Origin of the sequence: Brevibacterium casei CIP 102111, assembly GCF_900169275.1 — a bacterium.
In the GTDB taxonomy this organism is placed as follows: Bacteria; Actinomycetota; Actinomycetes; order Actinomycetales; family Brevibacteriaceae; genus Brevibacterium; species Brevibacterium casei.
The window spans coordinates 195,428-218,790 of sequence record NZ_FXZC01000006.1; the positions used below are offsets into that span (position 1 = coordinate 195,428).

General features: G+C 67.1%; 17 protein-coding genes and 2 pseudogenes. 9 read left to right on the forward strand and 10 right to left on the reverse strand.

Annotated features, from left to right (window positions below):
- Positions 1-2: 2 nt before the first annotated feature.
- Genes BC102111_RS14435 through BC102111_RS14455 form a run of 5 tightly spaced genes read right to left on the reverse strand, consistent with a single transcriptional unit; the run spans position 3 to position 3,688 of the window.
- Complete coding sequence (locus BC102111_RS14435) at positions 3-1,415, reverse strand: ImmA/IrrE family metallo-endopeptidase (protein WP_180960656.1); 1,413 nt, start codon at positions 1,413-1,415, stop codon at positions 3-5.
- A 2-nt stretch (positions 1,416-1,417) separates the two neighbouring features.
- The gene (locus tag BC102111_RS14440) at positions 1,418-1,891 is read right to left on the reverse strand and encodes a helix-turn-helix domain-containing protein (protein ID WP_101624702.1); all 474 of its coding nucleotides are present in this window, start codon (positions 1,889-1,891) and stop codon (positions 1,418-1,420) included.
- Between the two features lie 26 nt (positions 1,892-1,917).
- The gene (locus BC102111_RS14445) at positions 1,918-2,400 is read right to left on the reverse strand and encodes a holo-ACP synthase (RefSeq protein ID WP_101624703.1); all 483 of its coding nucleotides are present in this window, start codon (positions 2,398-2,400) and stop codon (positions 1,918-1,920) included.
- A complete protein-coding gene (locus BC102111_RS14450; RefSeq protein WP_101624704.1) occupies positions 2,397-3,260 on the reverse strand; it encodes a hypothetical protein in 864 nt (287 codons plus the stop codon). Before BC102111_RS14450 ends, BC102111_RS14445 begins: the two co-directional genes overlap by 4 nt.
- The gene (locus tag BC102111_RS14455; protein WP_146001436.1) at positions 3,257-3,688 is read right to left on the reverse strand and encodes a hypothetical protein; all 432 of its coding nucleotides are present in this window, start codon (positions 3,686-3,688) and stop codon (positions 3,257-3,259) included. Before BC102111_RS14455 ends, BC102111_RS14450 begins: the two co-directional genes overlap by 4 nt.
- Positions 3,689-3,859: 171 nt before the next feature.
- On the opposite strand from BC102111_RS14455, the gene mobF reads away from it, so the two are divergent.
- A complete protein-coding gene (mobF, locus tag BC102111_RS14460) occupies positions 3,860-7,390 on the forward strand; it encodes a MobF family relaxase (RefSeq protein WP_101624746.1) in 3,531 nt (1,176 codons plus the stop codon).
- Positions 7,391-7,482: 92 nt separating this feature from the next.
- Here mobF and dprA read toward each other — a convergent pair.
- Positions 7,483-8,496 (reverse strand): annotated as a pseudogene (gene dprA, locus BC102111_RS14465) (DNA-processing protein DprA).
- 213 nt (positions 8,497-8,709) lie between these two features.
- On the opposite strand from dprA, the gene BC102111_RS14470 reads away from it, so the two are divergent.
- Positions 8,710-9,093, forward strand: a complete 384-nt coding sequence (locus BC102111_RS14470; protein ID WP_101624706.1) for a sulfate permease — start codon at positions 8,710-8,712, stop codon at positions 9,091-9,093.
- A gap of 26 nt (positions 9,094-9,119) precedes the next feature.
- Here the strand turns inward: BC102111_RS14470 and BC102111_RS14475 are convergent, their stop codons facing one another.
- Together BC102111_RS14475 and BC102111_RS14480 are read right to left on the reverse strand one after the other, a co-directional pair.
- Complete coding sequence (locus BC102111_RS14475) at positions 9,120-10,916, reverse strand: ABC-F family ATP-binding cassette domain-containing protein (RefSeq protein ID WP_101624707.1); 1,797 nt, start codon at positions 10,914-10,916, stop codon at positions 9,120-9,122.
- 140 nt (positions 10,917-11,056) lie between these two features.
- A pseudogene (locus BC102111_RS14480) lies at positions 11,057-12,367 on the reverse strand (ABC-F family ATP-binding cassette domain-containing protein); the annotation flags it as partial.
- A 233-nt stretch (positions 12,368-12,600) separates the two neighbouring features.
- Here BC102111_RS14480 and BC102111_RS14490 point away from each other — a divergent pair.
- The 7 genes from BC102111_RS14490 (at position 12,601) to deoC (ending at position 20,607) form a co-directional block, all read left to right on the forward strand.
- Positions 12,601-13,668, forward strand: coding sequence for a BMP family lipoprotein (locus tag BC102111_RS14490; RefSeq protein ID WP_223289936.1), 1,068 nt, complete (start codon positions 12,601-12,603; stop codon positions 13,666-13,668).
- A gap of 73 nt (positions 13,669-13,741) precedes the next feature.
- The gene (locus tag BC102111_RS14495) at positions 13,742-15,337 is read left to right on the forward strand and encodes an ABC transporter ATP-binding protein (RefSeq protein ID WP_101624709.1); all 1,596 of its coding nucleotides are present in this window, start codon (positions 13,742-13,744) and stop codon (positions 15,335-15,337) included.
- Positions 15,334-16,566: an ABC transporter permease gene (locus BC102111_RS14500; RefSeq protein ID WP_101624710.1), complete on the forward strand. Its 1,233-nt coding sequence runs from the start codon at positions 15,334-15,336 to the stop codon at positions 16,564-16,566. Before BC102111_RS14495 ends, BC102111_RS14500 begins: the two co-directional genes overlap by 4 nt.
- Position 16,567: 1 nt before the next feature.
- A complete protein-coding gene (locus BC102111_RS14505) occupies positions 16,568-17,854 on the forward strand; it encodes an ABC transporter permease (protein WP_101624711.1) in 1,287 nt (428 codons plus the stop codon).
- Positions 17,855-17,906: 52 nt separating this feature from the next.
- Positions 17,907-18,497, forward strand: coding sequence for a cytidine deaminase (locus BC102111_RS14510; RefSeq protein ID WP_308297888.1), 591 nt, complete (start codon positions 17,907-17,909; stop codon positions 18,495-18,497).
- A 70-nt stretch (positions 18,498-18,567) separates the two neighbouring features.
- Positions 18,568-19,857 (forward strand): thymidine phosphorylase, encoded by a 1,290-nt coding sequence (locus BC102111_RS14515; RefSeq protein ID WP_101624713.1) that lies wholly within the window; start codon positions 18,568-18,570, stop codon positions 19,855-19,857.
- A gap of 96 nt (positions 19,858-19,953) precedes the next feature.
- Positions 19,954-20,607 carry a deoxyribose-phosphate aldolase gene (gene deoC / locus BC102111_RS14520; protein ID WP_101624714.1) on the forward strand — a complete coding sequence of 218 codons (654 nt, stop codon included), beginning with the start codon at positions 19,954-19,956 and terminating at the stop codon, positions 20,605-20,607.
- Between the two features lie 63 nt (positions 20,608-20,670).
- Here deoC and BC102111_RS14525 read toward each other — a convergent pair whose 3' ends face one another.
- Positions 20,671-22,524 carry a phospho-sugar mutase gene (locus BC102111_RS14525; protein WP_101624715.1) on the reverse strand — a complete coding sequence of 618 codons (1,854 nt, stop codon included), beginning with the start codon at positions 22,522-22,524 and terminating at the stop codon, positions 20,671-20,673.
- A 3-nt stretch (positions 22,525-22,527) separates the two neighbouring features.
- The gene (locus BC102111_RS14530) at positions 22,528-23,337 is read right to left on the reverse strand and encodes a purine-nucleoside phosphorylase (protein ID WP_101624716.1); all 810 of its coding nucleotides are present in this window, start codon (positions 23,335-23,337) and stop codon (positions 22,528-22,530) included.
- Between the last annotated feature and the right edge of the window lie 26 nt (positions 23,338-23,363).

The window sequence follows — 23,363 nt, forward strand, 5'->3', positions numbered from 1 at the left end:
GGTCACGTCCACTCGCCTCCGCCCAGGTCGCTGTGATCATCTTCTTCGATCAATGCCTGTTCAAGGAGCAGACGGCGGCGTCGGACTTGTGGCGGCTCGGTGACTTCGACGCTGAGGTTGAACGTGGCCGCTGCCTGGGCGTGCGGGTCGACGGCGGAGGTATAGGTGAGATCCAGCTCAAGTGAGCCAACACCGCTTGCTTGCAGCGCGAGGAGCCGTTCGCCCGTTGCTGCGGCCGGGATCATCGATGGCTCCAGCCCGGCTGGTTGCCCTATGTGTTCGGAGTCGAGTTCGGTTTGTACAGATTCCGGGAGTGCTACGTTCTGCCGACCGGCGATCGCTCGGCGTACGCTCCTGATCTCGGATGGTGCGATGCGTGCCCAGCCCGCGGTGAAATGGTCCTCGACGCAGACCAGCCGCGCCGAAACCGGCTCTAGTGCCGATCGCGACTCGTCCGGGAGCCCGGTTGCGTCCTGATCCGAGTGTTGCGAGGTGTCGTCACCCTGACTCTCGAACCTGGGCAAGATTCGACGTCTATCGCTGTTCCCGGGAATCCGCGCCAAGGCACGGTCAATCGATGCGGTCGACCGGTGTACCGGCCGTCTCGTCACACCCTCTGGACCCTCCCCGGATGCTCGAACGACGTCGGTGAAAGGTCCGGGCTCGGGACTAGAGACATGCAACGAGCGGGCGGAGATCTCGTGCTCGGTCATCCAGCGATAGGCAGTGGTCCTATTCTCAGGCAGGGTGATGACGAGCTCATCCCCCTCAGTGACGCGCACCTGCGTTCCTCCCGCGGTGAGACCGACTGGCCACACGTCAACGGCACCGCGAGGTCGGTGCCCATGGCACAGCTCCGTCTTGGCCTGAACAGGCTTGCGTCTAAGCAGATCGTCGCGTGTTGCGGTGCTGATGATGTCCAAGTTCGAGAGCTGGCGAGAGGCTGCTTCGTAACTTGCTCCCATGTCTCGGGCGACGAGGTAGACCGCCGGAGCGGTGGCGCTAACGTCGTCGGTGACTCCATGGCGTGCGCAGGCTGCAAAAACGAGAGGGGGCGGCATCAGAAGCTGTCCCGCGAACAGTTGGGCGAGCTGCTCGCGGTCGCCAGTGGGATAGAAGATGTCCTCCTCGCTGTCGAATGCCGGCTCGTTAATGTCGAGGACCCAGTGCCCAATCTCGTGCGCTGCGGTGTACCGCTGGACCGCTGGACCGCGCTGAGTCGTGAGCATGATGCCGCCGTTCCCCTTGGGCACGGACGCACCCAGGAGGTTGTCGAGGCGATTGAAGACCAGCCATAGTCCTAGTCGATCGACGATGTCGAAGACGTCGACAGCCTCCGCCTGGTCGATCTCCAGGTCGTTGAGGAGGTCATCGGCCGCTTGCAGAGCGTTCCGGCGTTGCGCGATGCTGGCCATGGTCATCCACCTGGTTCGTCGTCAGGCTCGCTGGCTGTCGAGTCTCCAGCGGAGGACCGCCGCAACTGAGACTGATTTGCCTCCCCACGACGAACCGGGAGCGGTCGACTCCGAGCTACGGGTGGCGCATCTCCAGCAGCAAGGAACTGCGCGAAGCGGAGTACCTGCTCCTTGTCGTCGATTGACAGTTGCGCGGTCGCGCGGAAAAGTGCCGAATCCTCGGCGCTAGTTTCGTCGAGCGACTCTGGACCCTCGCCAAGTAGCCATGAAACCTCACGCCGGTAGAGCCGCGCCATCCGCCGGAGTTCTAAGGCCGTGACATTCCGTTTTCCGGCTTCCATCGCGATCACGCTCGTCCGCGGGATTCCCAAAGCCGAAGCAACGTCTTCCTGGGTCAGGCCAAGGGTTTCGCGAGCTGATCGTAGCCTCTGGGCGACCTCGGCTTGCTCGGTCCTACTGTCCTTGTTTTTCTCCATCAGCTTATTGGCCAACCCTTCCTGATCTATGGGGTTACGAGAGGAGTTGTTGTGCTTCCCGGTTCCCGCGTCGGAAAGCCATCAGTGACCGCTAAACGAACGGCGGTCTGGGCGGGGCTCTCAGAGATCGCACCGGCCCCGAGCGCCACGACGAACGCCAGAGCAAAGTCGGTCTCGTGGGTCAGCGACAGCGCAAGGCTGTTGATCTCGGCTTCTGCGGCGTATGCTGCCGCGCTCGCCCGAAGGTGCAGGGTGGGGGCTTCGCCCTCCACGGCTTGAACCTCGATGTCTAGTGGGTCGACTTCTCCGAGCCCGTGTCCCAGTGCCTTCATCGCTGCTTCTTTGGCGGCCCATCGGGCAGCGAGGCGTGGCACCGATCCCGCGCAGTAGGTCTGCTCGGCCTCAGTCCAGCAGGAGTCGAGGAACGTGGTCTCGGATGTTTCCAGCATGTTCGCGAGTTCACGGATATTGACCATGTCGACTCCGACTCGCAGCAGAGAGGCATTCATCGCTGTGCCTTTCCACCCGCGGCGGAGATTAGTTCAGCCACGCCCGCTTTGGTGTAGGTGCCTTGCTCGCAATCAGCCATCGTGGCGTGGACGACCAGCTCGCCGACAGCGAAGCCCGACTGCTGCGCCAAGAATCCCAGCAGGCGGCTCAGGCCGAGCAGGTTGCCGTACGCTTTGGTAACCAAGAATTGGTGTCGATACACCGCAGCCATACTCAGCCGACCTTCGAACACAGTTAGGTCAATGTGGACGAGGCACGGGAATCCGCGAGAACGGCGGTCGTTGGCGGCGTACACCTGCACCCCGGCGGGTTCTCCGTCCAGGAGACCCTCGGCCTCTCCGCCGACCACGATGTCCTCCAGGTTCCGTTTCCGATGGTTAGCGTCGAGCGCTCGACGCAGAGTCGTTACTCGGTCGGCGAGTTGGTTCCGGCCACCGCCGGTTTTGCCGGGCCAGCTCACCATGCGGCCGAAGTACGTGCCTCGGGCATTTGCGGTGTCGGTGCGTAGCACCGGCAGCATGTCGGTGTAGGCCTCGTAAAGGTCGTCCGCTGCGACGTCGAGCGCGATCTTGGCTGGACCATCAAGGTTTGAGCGGTAGGCGTAGCCAGGGTCTGAATAGAGGTCGTTGGGAAACAATGTGCCCGCGACGGTTTCCACCGTCTGCACACGGGTACCCGCACGGCGGCCGTCGACCAGCAGATCGTCGATGGCCTTCCGAATAGTCGGGTCCTCATCAGACAGTGGGTCCGTTATCGTGCTCATCATGTTGATGGCGTAGCCGCCCGCTGCGTAGACCTCTTCGAGTGTTCGAAGCCACGCTTCGCTGAGGTTCCCGACTGGCTCGACGTATCCACTCATGGCTTACCGGTCCCTTGCTTCTTGGAGATTGCGACGTTCAGCAGCTCCGCTAGGCCGGAGGTGCTGCGTAGGCTCTCTCGGCTCGGAACCTTGGACAGTCGCACCAGCTTGCCTCCGTACGCATCAGTGATCTTTCCGATCAACCACACGGCCAGGTGGCTCGTGATCCGCAACCCGCCGTCCCCGTGGCGCTCACCCAACTGGAGTTGGGCATCCGGAAGGTCTTTCAAAGCGCCGAGCAGGGACTCAAGAACTTGCTGGATCTCGCTCTTGTCGGCCCCGGCTAGATGGGCCGCTTCCAACCCCGCGACGCTGGCTACGCGGTCCTTGAGGCTGCGCGGCGCGATGGGAGGTGTCGTCGCAGGCGCTTGCGGCGGGAAGAAGGGTGACCCCTGTTCCGTCGATGCTGCGCCAGCGTGCGATGTCATGACATCTAATGTCGCATTTCCCGACATCGACGTCAAGGGGAACCGCGAGAGATCTGCTGACAGTTGCTGATCGTGCGCGCGAGTGAGTTCGGCTCTCCCGCCTCGATGGGGCGCATCAATCTAGGTTCACCGGGCGGGATGGGCGTGCACCTCCTCAGCGTGACGGTGTCGATGCGGGTGATGAGTGCTGGGGATGGCTACAAGTACCTCCTGCGCACGGTCGCTGCCGCAGACGGCGACCGGTCCCTCTCGACGCCGCTGACGCGTTACTACGCGGACGAAGGTACGCCGCCTGGGCGGTGGCTAGGTTCTGGTGTTGTTGGGCTTGGGGGTGGCCGGCTTGCTGTGGGTGATCGGGTCTCGGAGGCGCAGCTTCAGTTGCTGGTCGGCATGGGCCGTGATCCGGTGACCGGTGAGCCGTTGGGTAAGGCGTTCCCGCAGTACGCGCGGCTCGGCGACCGCATCACCAAGCGAACCGAGGCACTGCCGAGCGAGCTGGGGCCGGCGGGGCGGGCGGAGGCGGTCGCGCAGATCGAGGCCGAGGAGACCGCGCGGGGAAACCGGCGTGCTGTGGCGGGGTTCGACTACACCTTCAGCGTGCCGAAGTCGGTCTCAGTGCTATGGGGTGTCGCCGACGCGGGAACGCAGGCGTTGATCGCTCGGGCACATCATGACGCGGTCGCGGAGGTGGTGGACTTCATGGAGCGTGAGGTCGCCGCCACCCGAACCGGCACTACCGCCGGGGACGGCGCGGTCGCGCAGGTCGACATCACAGGGCTGGTCGCGACCGAGTTTGATCACTACGACTCCCGCGCCGGTGATCCGCAGCTCCACACCCATGTCGTGGTCTCCAACAAGGTGCAGACCGCGTTCGACGGGAAGTGGCGGTCCTTGGATGGTCGTCCGATGCACGCCGCCGTGGTCGCCCTGTCCGAGCACTACAACGCGGTCCTGGCCGACCGGCTTACCCGCACCTTCGGCTTCGCCTGGGAGACCCGGCAGCGAGGACGCGATCGCAACCCAGCGTGGGAGGTCACCGGGGTACCGGAGGAGCTGATCGCGGCGTTCTCCACCCGCTCCCACGACATCGAGGCCGAGACCGACCGGCTCATCGCAGAGCACACCGCCAAGCACGGGCGCAGGCCGTCGAAGGCGACGATCGTGAAGCTGCGCGCCCAAGCCACCCTGGCGACCCGACCGGACAAGCAGGTGCGCTCCCTGGCCGACCTCACCACAGAATGGCGCACCCGCGCCTCCGGCGTCCTGGACCAGGACGCGACCGGGTGGGCGAGCGAGGTGACGAACAATGACGCAGCACAGGTCCTACGAGCTGACGACGTGCCGTTGGAGGCGATCGCCGAACTCGGCCAGACCGTGGTCGGCGTGGTGGGTGAGAAACGCTCGACCTGGCGCAGGTGGAACCTGCACACTGAGGCTTCCCGGCAGACGATGGCCTGGCGCTTCGCCACCGTGCGTGACCGGGAGGCCGTCGTGGGGATGGTCGCCGACGCGGCCGAGCAAGCCTCGCTGCGGTTGACGCCGCCCGACCTCGCCACCTCACCGGCAGTGTTCCGGCGAGTGGACGGCACGAGCGTGTTCCAGCCCAAGCACTCGACCGTGTTCTCCTCCGAGTTGTTGCTGGCCGCTGAGGACCGGTTGTTGGACCGCTCCCGCGCCAGGACGGGACCGACAGTTCCGGTGGCGACGGTGGAGGGGATCACCGCGCGGCCTGATGCCGAGGGACGGATGCTCGGCGAGGATCAGGCCGACGGGCTGATGAAGATCGCCGTGTCCGGTCGGATGCTCGATGTGCTGGTCGGGCCTGCCGGTGCCGGTAAGACGACGGCGATGTCGGCCTTGCGGCGTGCGTGGGCTACCGAGCATGGCAAGGGCTCCGTGGTCGGGCTTGCCCCGTCCGCGGTGGCCGCGCAGGTCCTCGCCGACGATCTGGGTATCCAGACCGAGAACACGGCGAAGTGGTGGCAGAACCACCTCGTCCAAGGCACGACGTTCGAGGCCGGTCAGCTCGTCATCATCGACGAAGCCTCCCTCGCCGGCACCCTGTCCCTGGACCGCATCACCCACCTCGCCGAACAAGCGGGGGCGAAGGTGCTGCTGGTGGGTGACTTCGCTCAGCTCCAGTCCGTAGACGCCGGCGGCGCCTTCGGACTGCTCGTGGGCGACCGGGACGATGCGCCCGAGCTGGTCGACGTCCATCGATTCACCAACGCCTGGGAGAAGAGCGCGTCTCTCGCGCTCCGGCATGGGCGTACCGAGGTGATTGACACCTACCTCGACCATGACCGCATCCGAGAGGGCGATGCCGAGGCGATGACTAATGCCGCCTACGCCGCTTGGCGGGTGGACCGGAGTCAGGGGTTGGTGTCGTTGTTGATCGCTGAGACCCGCGATGACGTGACCACTCTGAACCAGCGCGCCCGTGCTGATCTAGTTCTCGACGGCACCCTGACGCCAGGTCAGGAGGTTGAACTCACAGACGGGACCACGGCGGGGGTCGGGGACACGATCATCACCCGCCGCAACGACCGCCGCCTACGCAACGGCAAGGGCTGGGTCCGCAACGGCGACACCTGGACCATCAAGGACGTCCGCGACGACGGCTCGGTCGCCATCCGCAAGACCGGCCGCCGGTTCGGCGGCTCCATAGTCCTCCCGGCCTCGTATGTGGCCAATCATGTCGATCTGGGTTACGCAGTCACGGCCCACAGGGCGCAAGGCGTCACCGTCGACGCCTCACACGTCCTTGTGGAACCGACCACCACGCGGGAGAACTTGTACGTCGCGATGACCCGCGGCAAGCACGCCAACCGGGCCTACGTGATCCTCGACCGGGCCGACGACCACGCTAGCCCGCATCCGGGCGACAACCCCGACGCCACCGGCCGGTCCGTCCTATATGGCGTCCTGCAACACGTCGGTACCGAGCTGTCCGTACACGAGACCATCACTGCCGAGCAGGAGCACTGGGGCTCGATCGCTCAGCTTGCTGCTGAGTACGAGACCATCGCCGCCGCAGCCCAGCAAGACCGCTGGGCCACACTCATCCGCGACTCGGGTCTCAGCGAGGAACAGGCCAACACGGTGATCGAGTCTGACGCATTCGGGGCACTGTCCGCCGAACTCCGCCGAGCAGAAGCCAACCATCACGACCTCGACCGCTTGCTCCCGCGCCTGGTCGCCGCGCGAGGATTCGAGGACGCTGATGACATCGACTCCGTCCTTCACCACCGCGTCGCCCGTGCCACCGCACGGCCAGCAGGCTCTGGTCGCCTCCGCAAGCCACCGCGACTAATCGCCGGGCTCATCCCACACGCTGGAGGATCTATGACCGAAGACATGCGCCAAGCGCTCGATGAACGACGCGAGTTGATCGAACAGCGGGCCGATGCCGTCCTCGATACCGCCCTCGACGACAAAGCCACGTGGACGAAACCACTCGGGACACCACCTCGCCATCAGGCGAAGCAACGGACCTGGCGTCGGCATGCTCGCACCATTGCCGCCTACCGGGACCGCTACGGCATCACCGACAACACGCCCCTGGGCGCGGCACCGGAGAGCACGGCACAGAAGATCGACAGAGCCAGAGCAGAGGCCACACTCCGCCAGCTCGCCCCCGTGCAGGAACCCGACCAGCAGCGTCCTCCGACCGCTCCGGTACGCCGCGGACCGAGCCTTTGAAGCCTTCCAAGTGCGCCGGATCCCCGAGCTGGCGAGAACGCATCACATGCGTACCGTCTCGAAGCACCCTGGGTGCTTCGCCGAAGGCACGTTCAGAGGGAAGGACCATTGCGTCGGGCGACCCGGGTCGCCTGGTCGCGGATGAACGCTGCGCCCAGCGGCGATCGCTGCGGACTGTCGCGGCGGTCCTGTCCCACGTGGAGCATGTTGGTGATCTGGCCAGCATCGGTGACGATGCGTGCCTGCCCATCACCGATCAACTCATGGGGTCCGACACTGGCGGCGCTGGTCACCGGGCCAGGGACCGCACCAACATGACGGCCCAGCTCATGCGCCCACTGCGCCGTACGCAGAGCACCTGTACGCGCGCCGGCCTCGACCACGACCGTCGTGCTCGACAGCGCAGCCAGTAGCCTGCCGCGAGCCAAGAACCTGTGCCGCGTCGGTGCAGTGCCCGGCGCAGTCTCGCTGACCAACAGCCCCACGCTGGCGATCCGGTCCAGCAGCTCTCGATGCCCGGCCGGATACGGCCGATCCACACCACCAGCCAAGACCGCGATCGTGTCCCCACCGGCAGCCAGAGCCGCGCGGTGCGCGGCACCCTCGATCCCGTACGCGCCACCAGCCACGACTACGCGCTCGTCCCGAGCGAACTAGGTGGCGAAGTCGGTGGCGACATGCTCCCCGTAGGACGTCGCGGCCCTGGACCCAGTGATCGTCACCAGGTCCGACAGCGGACGGGACAAGAACGAGTCCGCCCCACGCGTCCACAACACAAACGGTGCCCGATCACCCAGGCCGCCCACCGCCGACGGCCAGTGCCTGTCACCGGGGACCAGAACGCCGATCCCATCCCGTTCAATGCGACGGAGGCGCTCTGCCAGCTCATCGGGCCGTGACACCGCGCTCAACCGGTCGCGCCAGACCTGCGCATCCACCCGGTCCAAGTCCGGCACCTTCCCCTCGCCCTCCAGGACCCCCAGCGTCTCCGCCCCACCCAGGCGAGACAGCAACCGCCCCGTCACCGCATCGTCGGGCTCAGCCAGCATCGACACCAGTATCCGCGCCGTGCGGTCATCCTTCGCAAGATCGCCGAACGAGGTCATGATCCGGTTCCTCTCGGTGAGACGTCACCGAGGAGGTACGCGCGCAGCGACGGGTTTCCGCATCGCCGCTGCCGAGAGTAAAGTGGAGGCAAGTAGAGGCGACTTTCATCAATGTGTCGCCGTCGCCCCAGTGCGATGGCACGACCGCCTGGAACCACCTCGGGTAGTCCTTCAAGGTTCTTTGTCGCCAGAACTGTGGAGAGGACTGCCATCATGTTCCGACTCATCTGGGCCGCCAGTGTTCACACCCGGTACTTCCTGCGCCGGTACATGCCCACCAACACCTTGCTTGATGTCGTCCGCACCCGTCGCGGCCTCAAGTGGGGCGTGCCCGTCATGCTTCTGGCGATCCCATACCTCTACGTCGCCGGCGTCCTCACCGTGGTCATCCGGGACGGTGGACCCGGATGGCTCAACCTGTTGGTGATCCTCGCTATCTGGAACGCTTTGAAGATGATCTGGATCGGCCCGATCAGCCTTGTCCTCTTGGTGCGCGCCCGTCTTCGAGAGCTAAGCGAGCGTCGCGCGTCGTGGGCATCCACCGCGTCGACCGATGAGAGCCAGAACCTCGCCGACGCTGCGCTCGGAGCGCACTGAGACTGTCCACACGTCGAGCCTGCCGGTCAGTCGACGGACTCGTACAGCTCTAGCCACCGTTCCTCCAACTGCGCTACCTCGGCCTCCAACTCACGCAGTTCGTCGGTACGCCGTTGCAGGCCGTCGTAGTCGCTCTGATCGTGCTCGGCTAGGCGCCGGTGCACTGTCTCGATGCTGCCTGAGACTCTCTCTAGCCGACGCTCGATCGCGCTGATCTCCTTCTGGGCCGCTCGGCGCTCCGCACCGGACAGCGCCGACGCCGCCTCATGCTCGTCTGTCGCGGTCGTGAGATCGGGCCTGTCAGTCGGCGTGCTCGCCTGTTCCTGGCGCAGCCGCAGGTACTCATCGACCCCGCCCGGCACATGCCGCAGACGACCGTCCAGGATCGCGTACTGCTGATCGGTGACCCTCTCCAGCAGATACCGGTCGTGGGACACGACGATCAACGTTCCCGGCCAGGAGTCCAGCAAGTCCTCCATTGCGGTGAGCATCTGAGAATCAACGTCGTTCGTAGGCTCATCTAGAGCGATGAGATTAGGTTCGCTCAGCAGCAACAGCAGCAGTTGCAACCGCCGCTTCTGGCCTCCAGAGAGATCGTCCACGCGGGCGGAGAGCTGTTCGCGGGCGAAGCCGAGGCGTTCGAGCAGCTGCGCTGGCGTGTGGTCTTTACCGTCAATCGTGAACGTGGTCTTGGTCCGTGCCAGCACCTCACGTACTCGATCCCCGCTGATCTCGGCGAGCTGGGAGAACTGCTGGTCCAGCACGCCGATCCGCACGGTCTTGCCGACCTTGACCCGTCCGGTCGTCGGCTGGAGGGTGCCGCAGATCAGTCCCAGCAGGGTCGACTTGCCCGCCCCGTTCGCGCCGAGGATGCCGGTGCGCTCACCGGGCGCGAGCCGCCAGGTGATGTCCCGCAGCACCTCGTCGTCGCCGAAGCTCACCGAGGCGTCCTCGATGTCCACCACATCCTTGCCCAGCCGGGCGACGGCCAGACGTTGCAACTCGATCGGGTTGCGCACCGGGGGAACGCCCTCGATGAGCTGGTTCGCCGCATCGATGCGGAACTTCGGCTTCGACGTGCGAGCCGGGGCGCCGCGGCGCAGCCACGCCAACTCCTTGCGCATGAGGTTCTGCCGCTTCGCCTCAGTGGCCGCAGCCATCCGGTCGCGCTCGACCCGCTGGAGCACATAGGAGGCATACCCGCCCTCGAACGGCTCCACGATCCCGTCGTGGACCTCCCAGGTCTCGGTACACACCTCGTCCAGGAACCACCGGTCGTGGGTGATCACCAGCAGACCACCGGCGTTCTTCGCCCACCGACGCTTCAGGTGCTCGGCCAGCCAGGCGACGCCCTCGACGTCCAAATGGTTCGTCGGCTCATCCAGAGCAATCAGATCCCAATCGCCCACCAGCAGCGCGGCCAGTGCCACCCGGCGCCGCTGCCCACCACTCAGCTCGCCGATCTTCGACTCCCACGAGATATCGGAGGCCAGGCCGCCGATCACATCGCGGACGCGCGCATCGCGCGCCCACTCGTGCTCCGGCCCATCGCCCACGATCGAGCGGCCGACGGTCTCTTCGGCGTCGAGGTCGTCGCGCTGATCCAACACCCCGAACCGCACACCACTGCGCCGCGTCACCCGGCCCGCATTCGGCTCGATCTGTCCCGACAACATCCCCAGCAGGCTCGACTTGCCGTCACCGTTGCGACCGACGATCCCGATCCGATCGCCTTCCTCCAGCCCGAGCGTCAACGACTCGAACACCACCCGCGTCGGGTACTCCAAACTGAGCCCCTCGGCTCCCAGCAGATGCGCCGCCATCAGGCCACCCCCACCCGATCGCCGGCCCGACGACCACGGCCAGGACAACCTCCGCACTGTCCGAATCGCCCGCTCAGCCGGGAAATCCGCGCCCCACAACGGTAAGATGAAGGAGTCCGATCCCAATGCCCTGTCGGAGTGCTCGGCTCGTCGAGGATGATGACATTGGGTTCGGACATGAGCAGAAGGAGGAGCTGCAGCCGCCGCTTCTGCCCACCGGAGAGGTCGTTGACCCGTGCCGAGAGGTGCTCGCGCGCGAACCCGAGGCGCTCGAGCAGCTGAGCCGGGGTGAAGTCCTTGCCTTCGATCGTGAACGTCGTCTTCGCCTCGGCGAGGACGTCGCGCACCCGACGACCCCCGATCTCGGCGAGGTCCGTGAACTGCTGATCGAGGACGCCGACCTCGACGGTCTTGCCGCGCTTGACCCGACCGGTACTCGGCTCGAGGGTTCCGGCGATGAGGCCGAGCAGCGTCGACTTCCCGGCGCCGTTGGGTCCGAGGATGCCGGTGCGCTCGCCGGGACCGATGCGCCATGTGACGTCGTCGAGGATCTTCCTGTCCCCGAAGCTCACGGACACGTCGAGGAGGTCGACGACGTCCTTGCCGAGGCGGGCGGTGGCCATCTTCTTCAGCTCGACGGGGTTGCGCACCTCGGGGACGTCGGCGATGAGCTGGTTGGCCGCCTCGATGCGGAACTTCGGCTTCGACGTCCGGGCCGGGGCACCGCGGCGCAGCCACGCGAGCTCCTTGCGCATGAGGTTCTGACGCTTCGCCTCGGTGGCGGCGGCGATCCGGTCGCGTTCGACGCGCTGGAGGACGTAGGCGGCGTACCCGCCCTCGAAGGGCTCGACGATGCGGTCGTGGACCTCCCACGTCTTCGTGCACACCTCGTCGAGGAACCAGCGGTCGTGGGTGACCAGCAGGAGGGCACCGGAGTTCTTCGGCCAGCGGTTCTGCAGATGCCGGGCCAGCCACGCGATGCCGTCGACGTCGAGGTGGTTCGTCGGCTCGTCGAGGATGATGAGGTCCCAGTCCTCGACGAGGAGCGCGGCGAGCGCGACGCGGCGGCGCTGCCCGCCGGAGAGGCTGCCGATCGGCGCCTGCCAGTCGAGGTCGGAGATGAGGCCCGCGATGATGTCGCGGACCCTCGCATCGCCTGCCCACTCGTAGTCGGGCCGGTCCCCGACGACGGAGTGGCCCACGGTCGCCGTGTCCTCGAGGTCGTCACGCTGCGTGAGCATCCCCAGGCGCAGGCCCCCGCGGTAGGTCACGCGTCCCGCGTCAGGGGTGATGGTGCCGGCGAGCATCCCGAGCAGGCTCGACTTTCCGTCGCCGTTGCGGCCGACGATGCCGATCATGTCCCCGGTGTCGACGCCGAGGGTCACGGAGTCGAAGACGATGCGGGTCGGGTATTCGAGGTGCAGGGCTTCGGCCCCGAGAAGATGTGCCATAACAGAGTCAAGGGTAGAGCACGGCGGAAAACCCCATGACGCCACATTGCGTTTTCATATCGGTGTCGGACATCCGGATGGTAGACGCGCGTGAGACAAGGCTCACGTGCATTAGACTGGCCGAAAACTCACCGAAGTGTGACCGATCACCCAGTGGTTTCACATCTTCGTGACGAGTCGGCCGGTGGTCCTCCACCGTCGCCGGTGTCGGTTCTTCGAGAAAAGAGTAAACCTTGAAAAAGCTCGCATCTGCGGTCTCCATGGTCGCCGTATCCGCCCTTGCCCTCTCCGCCTGCGGTTCCGGCGACAGCGGCACGAACGCCGAGGACTACCTCGCCTGCATGGTCTCCGACTCCGGCGGCTGGGATGACCAGTCGTTCAACCAGTCGGGACGTGCGGGTCTGACGAAGGCCGTGGAGACCCTCGGCATCCAGGAGAAGCTCGCGGAGTCGCAGGGCGACGCGGACTTCACCCCGAACGTCGACAACATGGTCCAGCAGGGCTGCAACCTCACCTTCGGCGTCGGCTTCCTCCTCGAGGATGCGATCCAGTCCGCCGCCGAGGCCAACCCCGACCTCAACTTCGCGCTCATCGACTCGACGTTCTCCGACGCCGACGGCAACCCCGTCACCCTCGAGAACGCCAAGCCGCTCGTCTTCAACACCGCCGAGGCGGCCTACCTCGCCGGCTATGTCGCGGCGGCCACGTCGAAGTCCGGCAAGGTCGGCACCTTCGGCGGTATCCAGATCCCCTCGGTCACCGTCTTCATGGACGGCTTCGCCGACGGGGTGAAGAAGTTCAACGACGACAACGGCAAGAACGTCGAACTCCTCGGCTGGGACAAGGCCAAGCAGGAGGGCTCGTTCTCCGGCGACTTCGAGAACCAGGGCCAGGGCCAGGAGCTGACGAAGCAGCTCATCTCCCAGGGCGCCGACATCGTCATGCCCGTCGCGGGCCCCGTCGGCCTCGGGGCCGCGGCAGCCGCGAAGGAAGCCGGCGACGTCAAGCTCATCTGGGTCGACACCGACGGCTACGAGTCGACGGAGTACGGCGACATCATCCTCACCTCGGTGGTCAAGGAGATCGCCAACGCCGTCGAGGACACCGTCAAGGAGGGCACCGAGGACAAGTTCACCTCCGAGCCCTACGTCGGTACCCTCGAGAACGAAGGCGTGGGACTCGCTCCGTACCACGACTTCGACAAGGAGGTCCCCGAGGACGTGAAGACGAAGGTCGACGAGCTCAAGCAGCAGATCATCGACGGCACCATCAAGGTCGAGTCGGAGAACTCGCCTAAGTGATCAGCGGGGTAAACTGCAGGGTCGAAGTCTTTCGGCCCTGCAGTTTTCAAGTGTGTGAGGAGAGCGTCGAGCAGTGAAACTCGAGCTTCGCGGGATGACGAAGGTGTTCGGATCGTTCGTCGCCAACGACCACATCGACCTCACGGTCGAACCGGGCGAGATCCACGCCATTCTCGGTGAGAACGGTGCCGGCAAGTCGACGATGATGAACGTCCTCTACGGTCTCTACGACCCCGATGGGGGAGAGATCCTCATCGACGACAAGCCGGTGACCTTCGCCGGACCCGGTGACGCCGTGGCCGCGGGCATCGGCATGGTCCACCAGCACTTCATGCTCGTGCCCGTGTTCACCGTCGCCGAATCCGTGGCGCTCGGCTACGAACCGACGAAGAGCCTCGGCATCATCGACCTCGCCGAGGCGCGGGCGAAGGTCAGGGAGATCTCCTCCCGGTTCGGGTTCGACATCGACCCCGACGCCCTCATCGAGGACCTCCCCGTCGGTGCGCAGCAGCGAGTCGAGATCATCAAGGCTCTCTCCCGGGACGCGGAGATCCTCATCCTCGACGAGCCCACCGCCGTGCTCACCCCGCAGGAGACCGACGAGCTCATCTCGATCATGCGCCAGCTCAAGGAGCAGGGCACCTCGATCGTCTTCATCACCCACAAGCTGCGCGAGGTCCGCGCGATCGCCGATTCGATCACGGTCATCCGGCGCGGGAAGATCGTCGGCGAGGCGTCGCCGGAGTCCACCGAGGCGGAGCTCGCCAGCCAGATGGTCGGCCGCGAGGTGTCCCTGACGACGCAGAAGACCCCTGCCGCACCCGGGGACGCGACGTTCCAGGTGCGCGGGCTCACCGTCGTCGACAAGGCCGAGAACGTCGTCGTCGACGACGTCAGCTTCGACGTCCGCCGCGGCGAGATCCTCGCGATCGCCGGGGTCCAGGGCAACGGGCAGACCGAGCTCGCCGAGACGATCATCGGGCTCACCGAACCGCGCCTGGGCACGATCACCCTCGACGGGAAGGACCTCGTCGGCGCCAGCGTCAAGGACCGGCTGGGCACCGGCATCGGCTTCGTCCCCGAAGACCGCTCGACCGACGGCATCATCGCCGAGTTCGCGATCCGCGAGAACATGATCCTCGACGTCTACGACCGTCCCCCGTACGCGAAGGGCCTCAACCTCCGGCCCTCCGTCATCACCGCCGAGGCGAAGAAGAAGGTCGACGAGTTCGACATCCGCCTCGGCAGCGTCGCCGACCCCATCGCCACGCTCTCGGGCGGCAACCAGCAGAAGGTCGTCCTCTCCCGCGAACTCGGACGCGAGCTGCGCCTCTTCATCGCCAGCCAGCCCACCCGCGGCCTCGACGTCGGATCGATCGAGTTCGTCCACAAGCGCGTCATCGCCGAACGCGACACCGGCACCCCGTGCATCATCGTCTCGACCGAACTCGACGAGGTCTACGGACTCGCCGACCGGATCGCCGTGATGTACTCCGGGCGCATCGTCGGCATCGTCGGACCCGAGACCTCCCGGGAGGTGCTGGGCCTGATGATGGCCGGTGTCCCCGCCGAGGAGGCCATGTCGTCAGCGGGCACGGGCACTGCCGACCCTGCCGCCTCGACGACGACCCCAGACTCAGCCACCACCTCGGCGGAGGAGACCGAATGACGACTGACATTTCCCCGGCCGCGCCCTCCCCGGCCCCGCCGCCGACCGCCGAGGCGAAGCCGGGCAGGCAGCAGACGCTCCTCCAGGAGATCCTCTCGGGATCGTGGCTCGTCTCCCTGCTCGCGATCATCCTCGCCCTCCTCGTCGGCGGCGTCCTCATCGCCGTCGCCAACGCCGAGGTCGTCGCCGCCGCGAAGAACATCCTCTCCGCCCCCGGCGCCTTCTTCTCCACGGTCTTCTCCACCGTCGGCGACGCCTACTCCGCGCTCTTCCGCGGGGCCGTCTTCGACTGGAACGCCCGCACCCCTGAGCGCGCGATCCGCCCGCTCACAGAATCCCTCGTCAGCGCCACCCCGCTCATCCTCACCGGCCTCGGCATCGCGCTCGCGTTCCGCTCGGGACTGTTCAACATCGGCGGCCAGGGCCAGGTCATCCTCGGTGCCACGGTCGCCGGCTTCCTCGGCTACGCACTCCCGCTGCCGCCCGTCGTCCACATGCTCGTCGCCGCTCTCGGTGGCATCATCGGCGGTGCGATCTGGGCGGGCATCGCCGGCGTCCTCAAGGCGAAGACCGGGGCGAACGAGGTGATCGTGACGATCATGCTCAACTCGATCGCCGGTTACCTGCTCGGCTACCTGCTCAAGCAGTCGTGGTTCACGCACACGCAGTCGGCGAACCCGCAGTCGCGCGCGATCGACGAATCCGCGCAGATGTTCCTCCTTCTGCCCCCGCCCTTCCGCCTCCACTTCGGGTTCATCCTCGCGATCCTCGCGACGATCTTCGTGTGGTGGCTGCTCGAGCGCTCGACCATCGGATTCGAGTTCAAGGCCGTGGGTGCGAACCCCCACGCCGCGCGCACAGCGGGCATCTCCGTGGCGAAGGTGACGGTCCTCGTTATGGTCATCGCCGGTGGCCTCGCCGGCCTCGGCGGTGCCGCACAGGTGCTCGGGACCGAGGACAAGCTCACCGGCGGCATCGCCGGGTCGATCGGCTTCGATGCGATCACCGTGGCCCTGCTCGGCCGGTCGAAGCCCTTGGGCACGTTCTTCGCCGGACTCCTCTTCGGTGCGTTCAAGGCCGGCGGATACCTCATGCAGTCGCAGACGGGCACGCCGATCGACATCGTCCTCGTCGTCCAGTCCGTCATCGTCCTGCTCATCGCGGCCCCGCCGCTCGTGAGGTCGATCTTCCACCTGCCTGCGCCGGTGCTCAAGCGGAAGGAGTCCTGAGATGAGCGCACAGACTCTCGACACCCCGACCGGGGCCCCGACGAAGGTGCTCGCGCCGATCGCGTGGAAGTACCCGATCGTCTACTCCGTCCTCGCGCTCATCGCGCTCATCTTCTTCGGCATCATCGGCCGGGCCGGTGAGACGACGTTCCGGATCGCCTCGAGCGGTGACTTCTTCGCGATCCCCGACCTCGTCATCCCCTCGAAGGTCGCAGGTCTCGTCCTCTCGCTCGTCCTCGTCGTCATGGCTGCTGTCGCCGTGTGGTTCGCGGTGGGGCGCCGTCACCTCGACTCGTGGTTCCCGATGACCTTCGGCGTCGTCTTCGTCCTCGCGTTCCTCGCGTGGGCCGGCGGCGGCAGCGGCGGCGTCATCCCGATGACCACGCTGCTCGCCGGAGCGCTGGCGCTGTCCGTGCCGCTCATCTTCGGTGCGATGTGCGGTCTCATCGGTGAGCGCTCGGGCATCATCAACATCGCCATCGAGGGCCAGCTTCTCGCCGGGGCGTTCCTCGCCGCGGTCGTCGCCTCGGTCGTGAAGAATCCGTATGCGGGACTCATCGCCGCCCCCATCGCCGGTGCGCTCGTCGCCGTCGTGCTCACGTTCTTCGCTGTGAAGTACTGGGTCAATCAGATCATCATCGGCGTCGTCCTCAACGTCCTCGTCGTCGGCCTCACGAGCTTCCTCTACTCGACGGTGCTCACGGAGAACCCGGAGCTGTGGAACGCGCGGCAGAAGCTGCCGAACCTGCCGATCCCGCTGCTCTCGGACATCCCGATCCTCGGACGGGTGCTCTTCGACCAGAACATCCTCGTCTACATCATGTACGTCGTCGTCATCGCCCTTCAGATCTTCGTCTTCCGGTCGAAGTGGGGTCTGCGGATGCGTGCCGTCGGCGAACACCCGAAGGCCGCGGACACCGTGGGCATCAAGGTCAACTACACGCGCGTGCGCAACACGATCATGGCCGGAGCCATCGCCGGTCTCGGCGGTGCCTTCTTCACGATCGGCTCGGGCCTGGCCTTCGGCAAGGAGATGTCGGCAGGGCAGGGCTACATCGCCCTGGCCGCGATGATCCTCGGGAAATGGAACCCCAAGGGCGCGCTCTTCGCAGCCCTGCTCTTCGGGTTCTCGAAGAGCCTCGGCAACACACTGCAGTCGATCGGCACGCCCGTGCCCAACGAACTGCTGCTCATGCTGCCCTACATCGTCACGATCCTCGCCGTCGCCGGATTCGTCGGTCGGGTCCGCCCGCCGGCGGCCGAAGGCGTGCCGTACGTGAAGTCGTGATGACGGAGATGTGAGAGCCTGAACGCGACGAGGAGAGCGGAGGACAGCCATGATGTCTGAGCCGACGACCGGAGACGGTCCGATGTGGAGCGAACCCGAGCGGCGCGTCGAGGCCGCTGACCTCACCGAGGACACGTGGGACCTCCTGCGCGCCTCGGCGGTGGCGGCGATGGAGAAGGCCTATGCACCGTATTCGGCCTACCCGGTGGGGGCGGCCGCGCTCGTCGATGACGGACGGATCGTCAGCGGCTGCAACATCGAGAACGCCTCGTACGGGGTGACCCTGTGCGCGGAGTGCTCGCTCGTCTCCGACCTCCTCATGACCGGGGGCGGACGCCTCGTGGCCTTCGACTGCGTCGACGGTCAGGGCAGGACGCTCGTCCCCTGCGGGCGCTGCCGACAGCTGCTTTTCGAGCACGGCGGGCCCGACCTCGTCCTCAACATGCCGGCAGGTCGGGAGACGATGGCCGTCGTCCTTCCCGACGCCTTCGGCCCGGACAACCTCGGCGAGCACATCGGCCGACACGCGAGCGACGCAGGCGGCGCTGCCGGGGACAGCCCTGCCGGGGACGGAGGCGACGACGCTGCCGGGGACGACGGCACGGCCGACAGCCTCGGCGAGCACAATCACCCGAAGCACTGACGCACCACCTTCTCACCGCCACCCGCATTCCCACCGACACCACCTTTCCCACCGACGACCGGAGGACCACGTGACCGTAGAGGCATTCGACGCCGTCGACGTCATCGCGACCAAACGCGATGGGAAGCCGTTGCCGAAGGACCAGATCGACTGGGTCATCGACGCGTACACGCGCGGCGTCGTCGCCGACGAGCAGATGGCGGCGCTGGCCATGGCGATCTTCCTCAACGACATGGGACCCGAGGAGATCGCGCACTGGACCCAGGCGATGATCGCCTCGGGCGAGCGGATGGACTTCTCCTCGCTGTCGCGCACGACCTCGGACAAGCATTCGACGGGTGGGGTCGGGGACAAGATCACCCTGCCGCTCGCCCCGCTCGTCGCCGTCTTCGACGTCGCCGTCCCGCAGCTCTCCGGCCGCGGTCTTGGGCACACGGGCGGCACCCTTGACAAGCTCGAAGCGATCCCCGGCTGGCAGGCCGGACTGAGCAACGAGGAGATCCTCACCCAGCTCGAGGACATCGGCGCCGTCATCTGCGCCGCGGGCTCCGGGCTCGCTCCGGCGGACAAGAAGCTCTACGCCCTGCGGGACACGACCGCGACCGTCGACTGCATCCCGCTCATCGCCTCGTCGATCATGTCGAAGAAGATCGCCGAGGGCACCGCGGGCCTCGTCCTCGACGTCAAGGTCGGCTCCGGGGCGTTCATGAAGGACCTCGAGAAGGCGCGCAGGCTCGCCCGGACGATGGTCGACCTCGGGAAGGCCGCGGGAGTGGAGACCTCCGCGCTGCTCACCGACATGTCGACGCCGCTCGGCCTGACCGTCGGCAACGCCCTCGAGGTGCGCGAATCCGTCGAGGTCCTCGCCGGCGGGGGACCCTCCGACGTCGTCGACCTCACCGTGGCGCTGGCCGAGGAGATGCTGCGCCTGGCGGGCAAGACCGATGTCGACGTCCGCGCTGCGCTAGGCGACGGCCGGGCGATGGACAAGTGGACGGCGATGATCCGCGCTCAGCACGGTGACCCTGAGGCCCCGCTGCCGGTGGCCAAGGACACCGAGGTCGTCTTCGCCCCCGAGTCCGGGGTGCTCACCAAACTCGACGCGCTCTCCGTCGGGGTCGCCTCGTGGCGCCTCGGCGCCGGTCGGGCCCGGAAGGAGGACCCGGTGCAGGCCGTCGCCGGCATCGAACTCCACGCGAAGCCCGGGGACACCGTCGCCGCCGGCGACCCGCTGCTCACCCTGCACACCGACACTCCGGAGCGCTTCGAACGGGCGCTCGAGTCACTCGTCGGCGCCTACGAGATCGGGGGAGACGCCGCCTCCGTTCCCGACTCGATCGTCCTCGAGACGATCAGATAGCCTCGACGCGGCCCGGCTGGACATCCCGAGACCAGCCCGGGCCTCACCGACCACTCACCGCAGACACGTATGACGCACCCACTTCTGGAGGACACCATGACCAGCCGCACCGACGTCGCGACAATCATCGACCACACCCTGCTCAAGCCCGAGGCGACTCCGGCCGACGTCGACGCCCTCGTCGCCGAGGCGAAGGAACTGGGCGTGCTCGCCGTGTGCGTCTCCCCGTCGATGCTGCCGCTGAGGGAGACCGGTGACCTCGTCGTCGCCACCGTCGTCGGATTCCCCTCAGGCCAGGTCAAGCCGGAGATCAAGGCCGCTGAGACCGAGCGCGCCGTCGCCGACGGAGCCGACGAGGTCGACATGGTCATTAACATCGGGCAGGCGATCGCCGGGGACTATGACGCCGTCGAGGCCGACATCCGCGGAGTCGTCGAGGCCAGCGTCGATGCGCTCGTCAAGGTGATCATCGAGTCGGCAGCCCTGACCGATGAGCAGATCGTCGAGGTCTGCGCTCGCGCCGAGGCGGCCGGAGCCGACTTCGTCAAGACCTCGACCGGCTTCCACCCGGCAGGGGGAGCGAGCGCCCACGCCGTCGCCCTCATGCGCGAGACCGTCGGCGACCGCCTCGGCGTCAAGGCCTCCGGCGGCATCCGCACCGTCGAAGCCGCCGAGGAGATGATCGCCGCTGGTGCCTCGCGTCTCGGCCTCTCCGGTGCGGCTGCGATCCTCGAGGGGCTCAGCGACTGAGGGCCGCCGGCACGGTGAACCCGCACGGACACGGTCCATGCGCCGTGTCCACCGTGCTTCGGCTCAGAGGCCGAAGTAGGCCTTGAGCTCCGCGGAGATCGTCGACAGCCGTTCGCGCAGCGCCGGACCCAGGGCCGCACTCGCCGAGGAGGTCCCGGCCGAGAGACCGGCGGCGGAGAGGGCACGGTCGTCTTCTGCCCGGGCCGCCTCGGCGAGCTCCGGAGTCCCGACGACCTCGAGGTAGCACTTGAGTTTGGGCTCTGTGCCCGAGGGCCGGACGATGACCCGGGAATCCGACTCCGAGAGCAGGAGGATGCCGTCGGTCGGCGGCAGGCCGTCGAAACCGCTCGAGAGGTCGTGGACCGCGACGACGGGGGAGCCGGCCAACATCGCCGGCGGGTTCTCCCGCAGCTTCGCCATCGCCGCGGCGATGAGCGAGACGTCGTCGAGGCGGAAGCTCAGCGGAGCCGTCGCGTAGTACCCGTCGCGGGAGCGGATCCGGTCGAGTTCGGCCTCGATCGACGAGCCCTCCTGCTTGAGACGGGAGGCGAGAGCGGCGAACGTCACGGCTGCGGAGATGCCGTCCTTGTCGCGGACGACGCTCGGATCGACGCAGTAGCCGAGCGCCTCCTCGTAGCCGAAGACGAGCCCGGGCACGCGGGAGATCCACTTGAAGCCGGTGAGCGTCTGCACGGCGGAGAACCCGTGAGCGCGCACGGCGGCGGCGAGTCCGCGGGAGGAGACGATCGAGTTCGCGAAGACGGGGGTCGTCTGCGACTCCGGCGCGGGCGGGATGGAGGTCGGTGCTTCGGCCGCCAGGCGGGCGGCGATGTCCTCGCCGAGGAGGAGTCCCACCTCGTCGCCGGTCAGCTGCCGGAACCCAGTCGGTGCCGTCGCGTCGGGGATCGCCGCGGAGAACCGGTCCGCATCGGGGTCGTTGGCGATGATGAGGTCGGCGCCGATCTCCTGGGCCAGAGCGTACGACTCGTCGAGCGCACCGGCCTCCTCCGGGTTGGGGAAGGTCACGGTCGGGAAGTCGGGGTCTGGGGCCTGCTGACTCGACACCGGGTGGACGTCGGAGAACCCGGTGAGGGCGAGGGCCGCCTCGGCGACTCCGGCACCGACACCGTGGAGGGAGGTGAGGACGATCCGCAGGTCGGCGCTCGAGCGGACCCCGAGGGCTTCGATGGACTCGAGGTAGGAGTCGACGATCGAGGAGTCGAGGAGCTCCCACCCGGATTCGGCGCGCGGGACCGAGGCGACGGAGGGCACCTCGGCGATCCTCTCCGCGATGAGCGCATCTGCGGGTGGGACGATCTGGGCTCCGGCACCTGCCCGGGCGGTCGCGGCGTCGGGCTCGATCGCGAGCAGCGGACGCTCACCGAGATAGACCTTGTAGCCGTTGTCGGCGGGCGGATTGTGGCTGGCGGTGACCATGACCGCGGCGTCGGCCCGTAAGTGGGTGAGCGCGAACGCGGTGAGCGGGGTCGGCAGCTGCTCGGGCAGCTGGATGGCCACACCACCGGCGGCGGTGACGACGGCGGCGGTGTCCCGGGCGAAGTCGGCCGACTTGTAGCGGGCGTCGCAGCCGATGACGACGCGGAAGCCCGGTCCCACGGTCTCGGCGAGGAACGCCGAGAGGCCGGCGGCGGCGCGGATGACGACCGAACGGTTCATCCGGTTCGGCCCCGCGGCGATCTCCCCGCGCAGTCCCGCGGTGCCGAAGACGAGGGGACCTGAGAACCGGTCCTCGAGGTCGGCGAGCGCCGCCGCATCCCCGGCCTCCGCCTCGGCGAGGATGCTCGTCAATGACGTCGCGGTCTCCTCATCGGGGTCATCGGCGATCCAGGCGCGGACGGTCTCGGCGTCGAATCCCTGCGTGAAGCGGTCGGCGACGCGTTCGGTCGAGGCACTCATGTCTCAGAGCTTTCCGACGATGTCGGCGAGCAGCCGGGAGATCCGCGGAGCGGCAGCGGCACCGGCCTCGATGACCTCGGCGTGGGAGAGCGGGGTCTCCTGGATGCCGGCGGCGAGGTTCGTCACGAGCGAGATGCCCATGAGCTCGAGTTCTGCCTGCCGGGCGGCGATGGCCTCGAGCGTCGTCGACATGCCGACGAGGTCGGCGCCGAGGATCCCGGCCATGCGCACCTCGGCGGGTGTCTCGTAGTGGGGGCCGGAGAACTGGGCGTAGACACCCTCATCGAGGGTGGGGTCGATCTCCTTGGCGATGCCGCGCATGCGCGGGGAGTAGAGGTCGGTGAGGTCGACGAAGTTCGCGCCCTCGATGGGGGAGGTGCCGGTGAGGTTGATGTGGTCGGAGATGAGGACCGGGGTGCCGGGTTTCCAGTTCCGGTTGAGTCCGCCGCAGCCGTTGGTGAGGACTAGGCTCTGACAACCGGCGGCTGCGGCTGTGCGCACCCCGTGGGCGACGGCGCGCACGCCCTTGCCTTCGTAGTAGTGGGTGCGCGAGCCGAGGACAAGGGCGTACTTCCCGCTCGATTCGATCCGGACCGTCCGCAGGGTCGCGCCGTGTCCGGCGACGGCCGGGGCGTGGAAGCCGGGGACTTCGGCGGCGGGGATCTCACTGACCGTTTCGCCGAGCAGCTCGGCTGCTCCACCCCATCCGGATCCGAGGACGAGGGCGATGTCGTGGGAGTCGATCCCGGCGGCGGAGTTGATGGTCGTGGCCGCTGCCTGTGCGGCGGCGGTAGGATCGCTTAAGTCAGTCATGACGCCAAGATTATCAACATCTGACA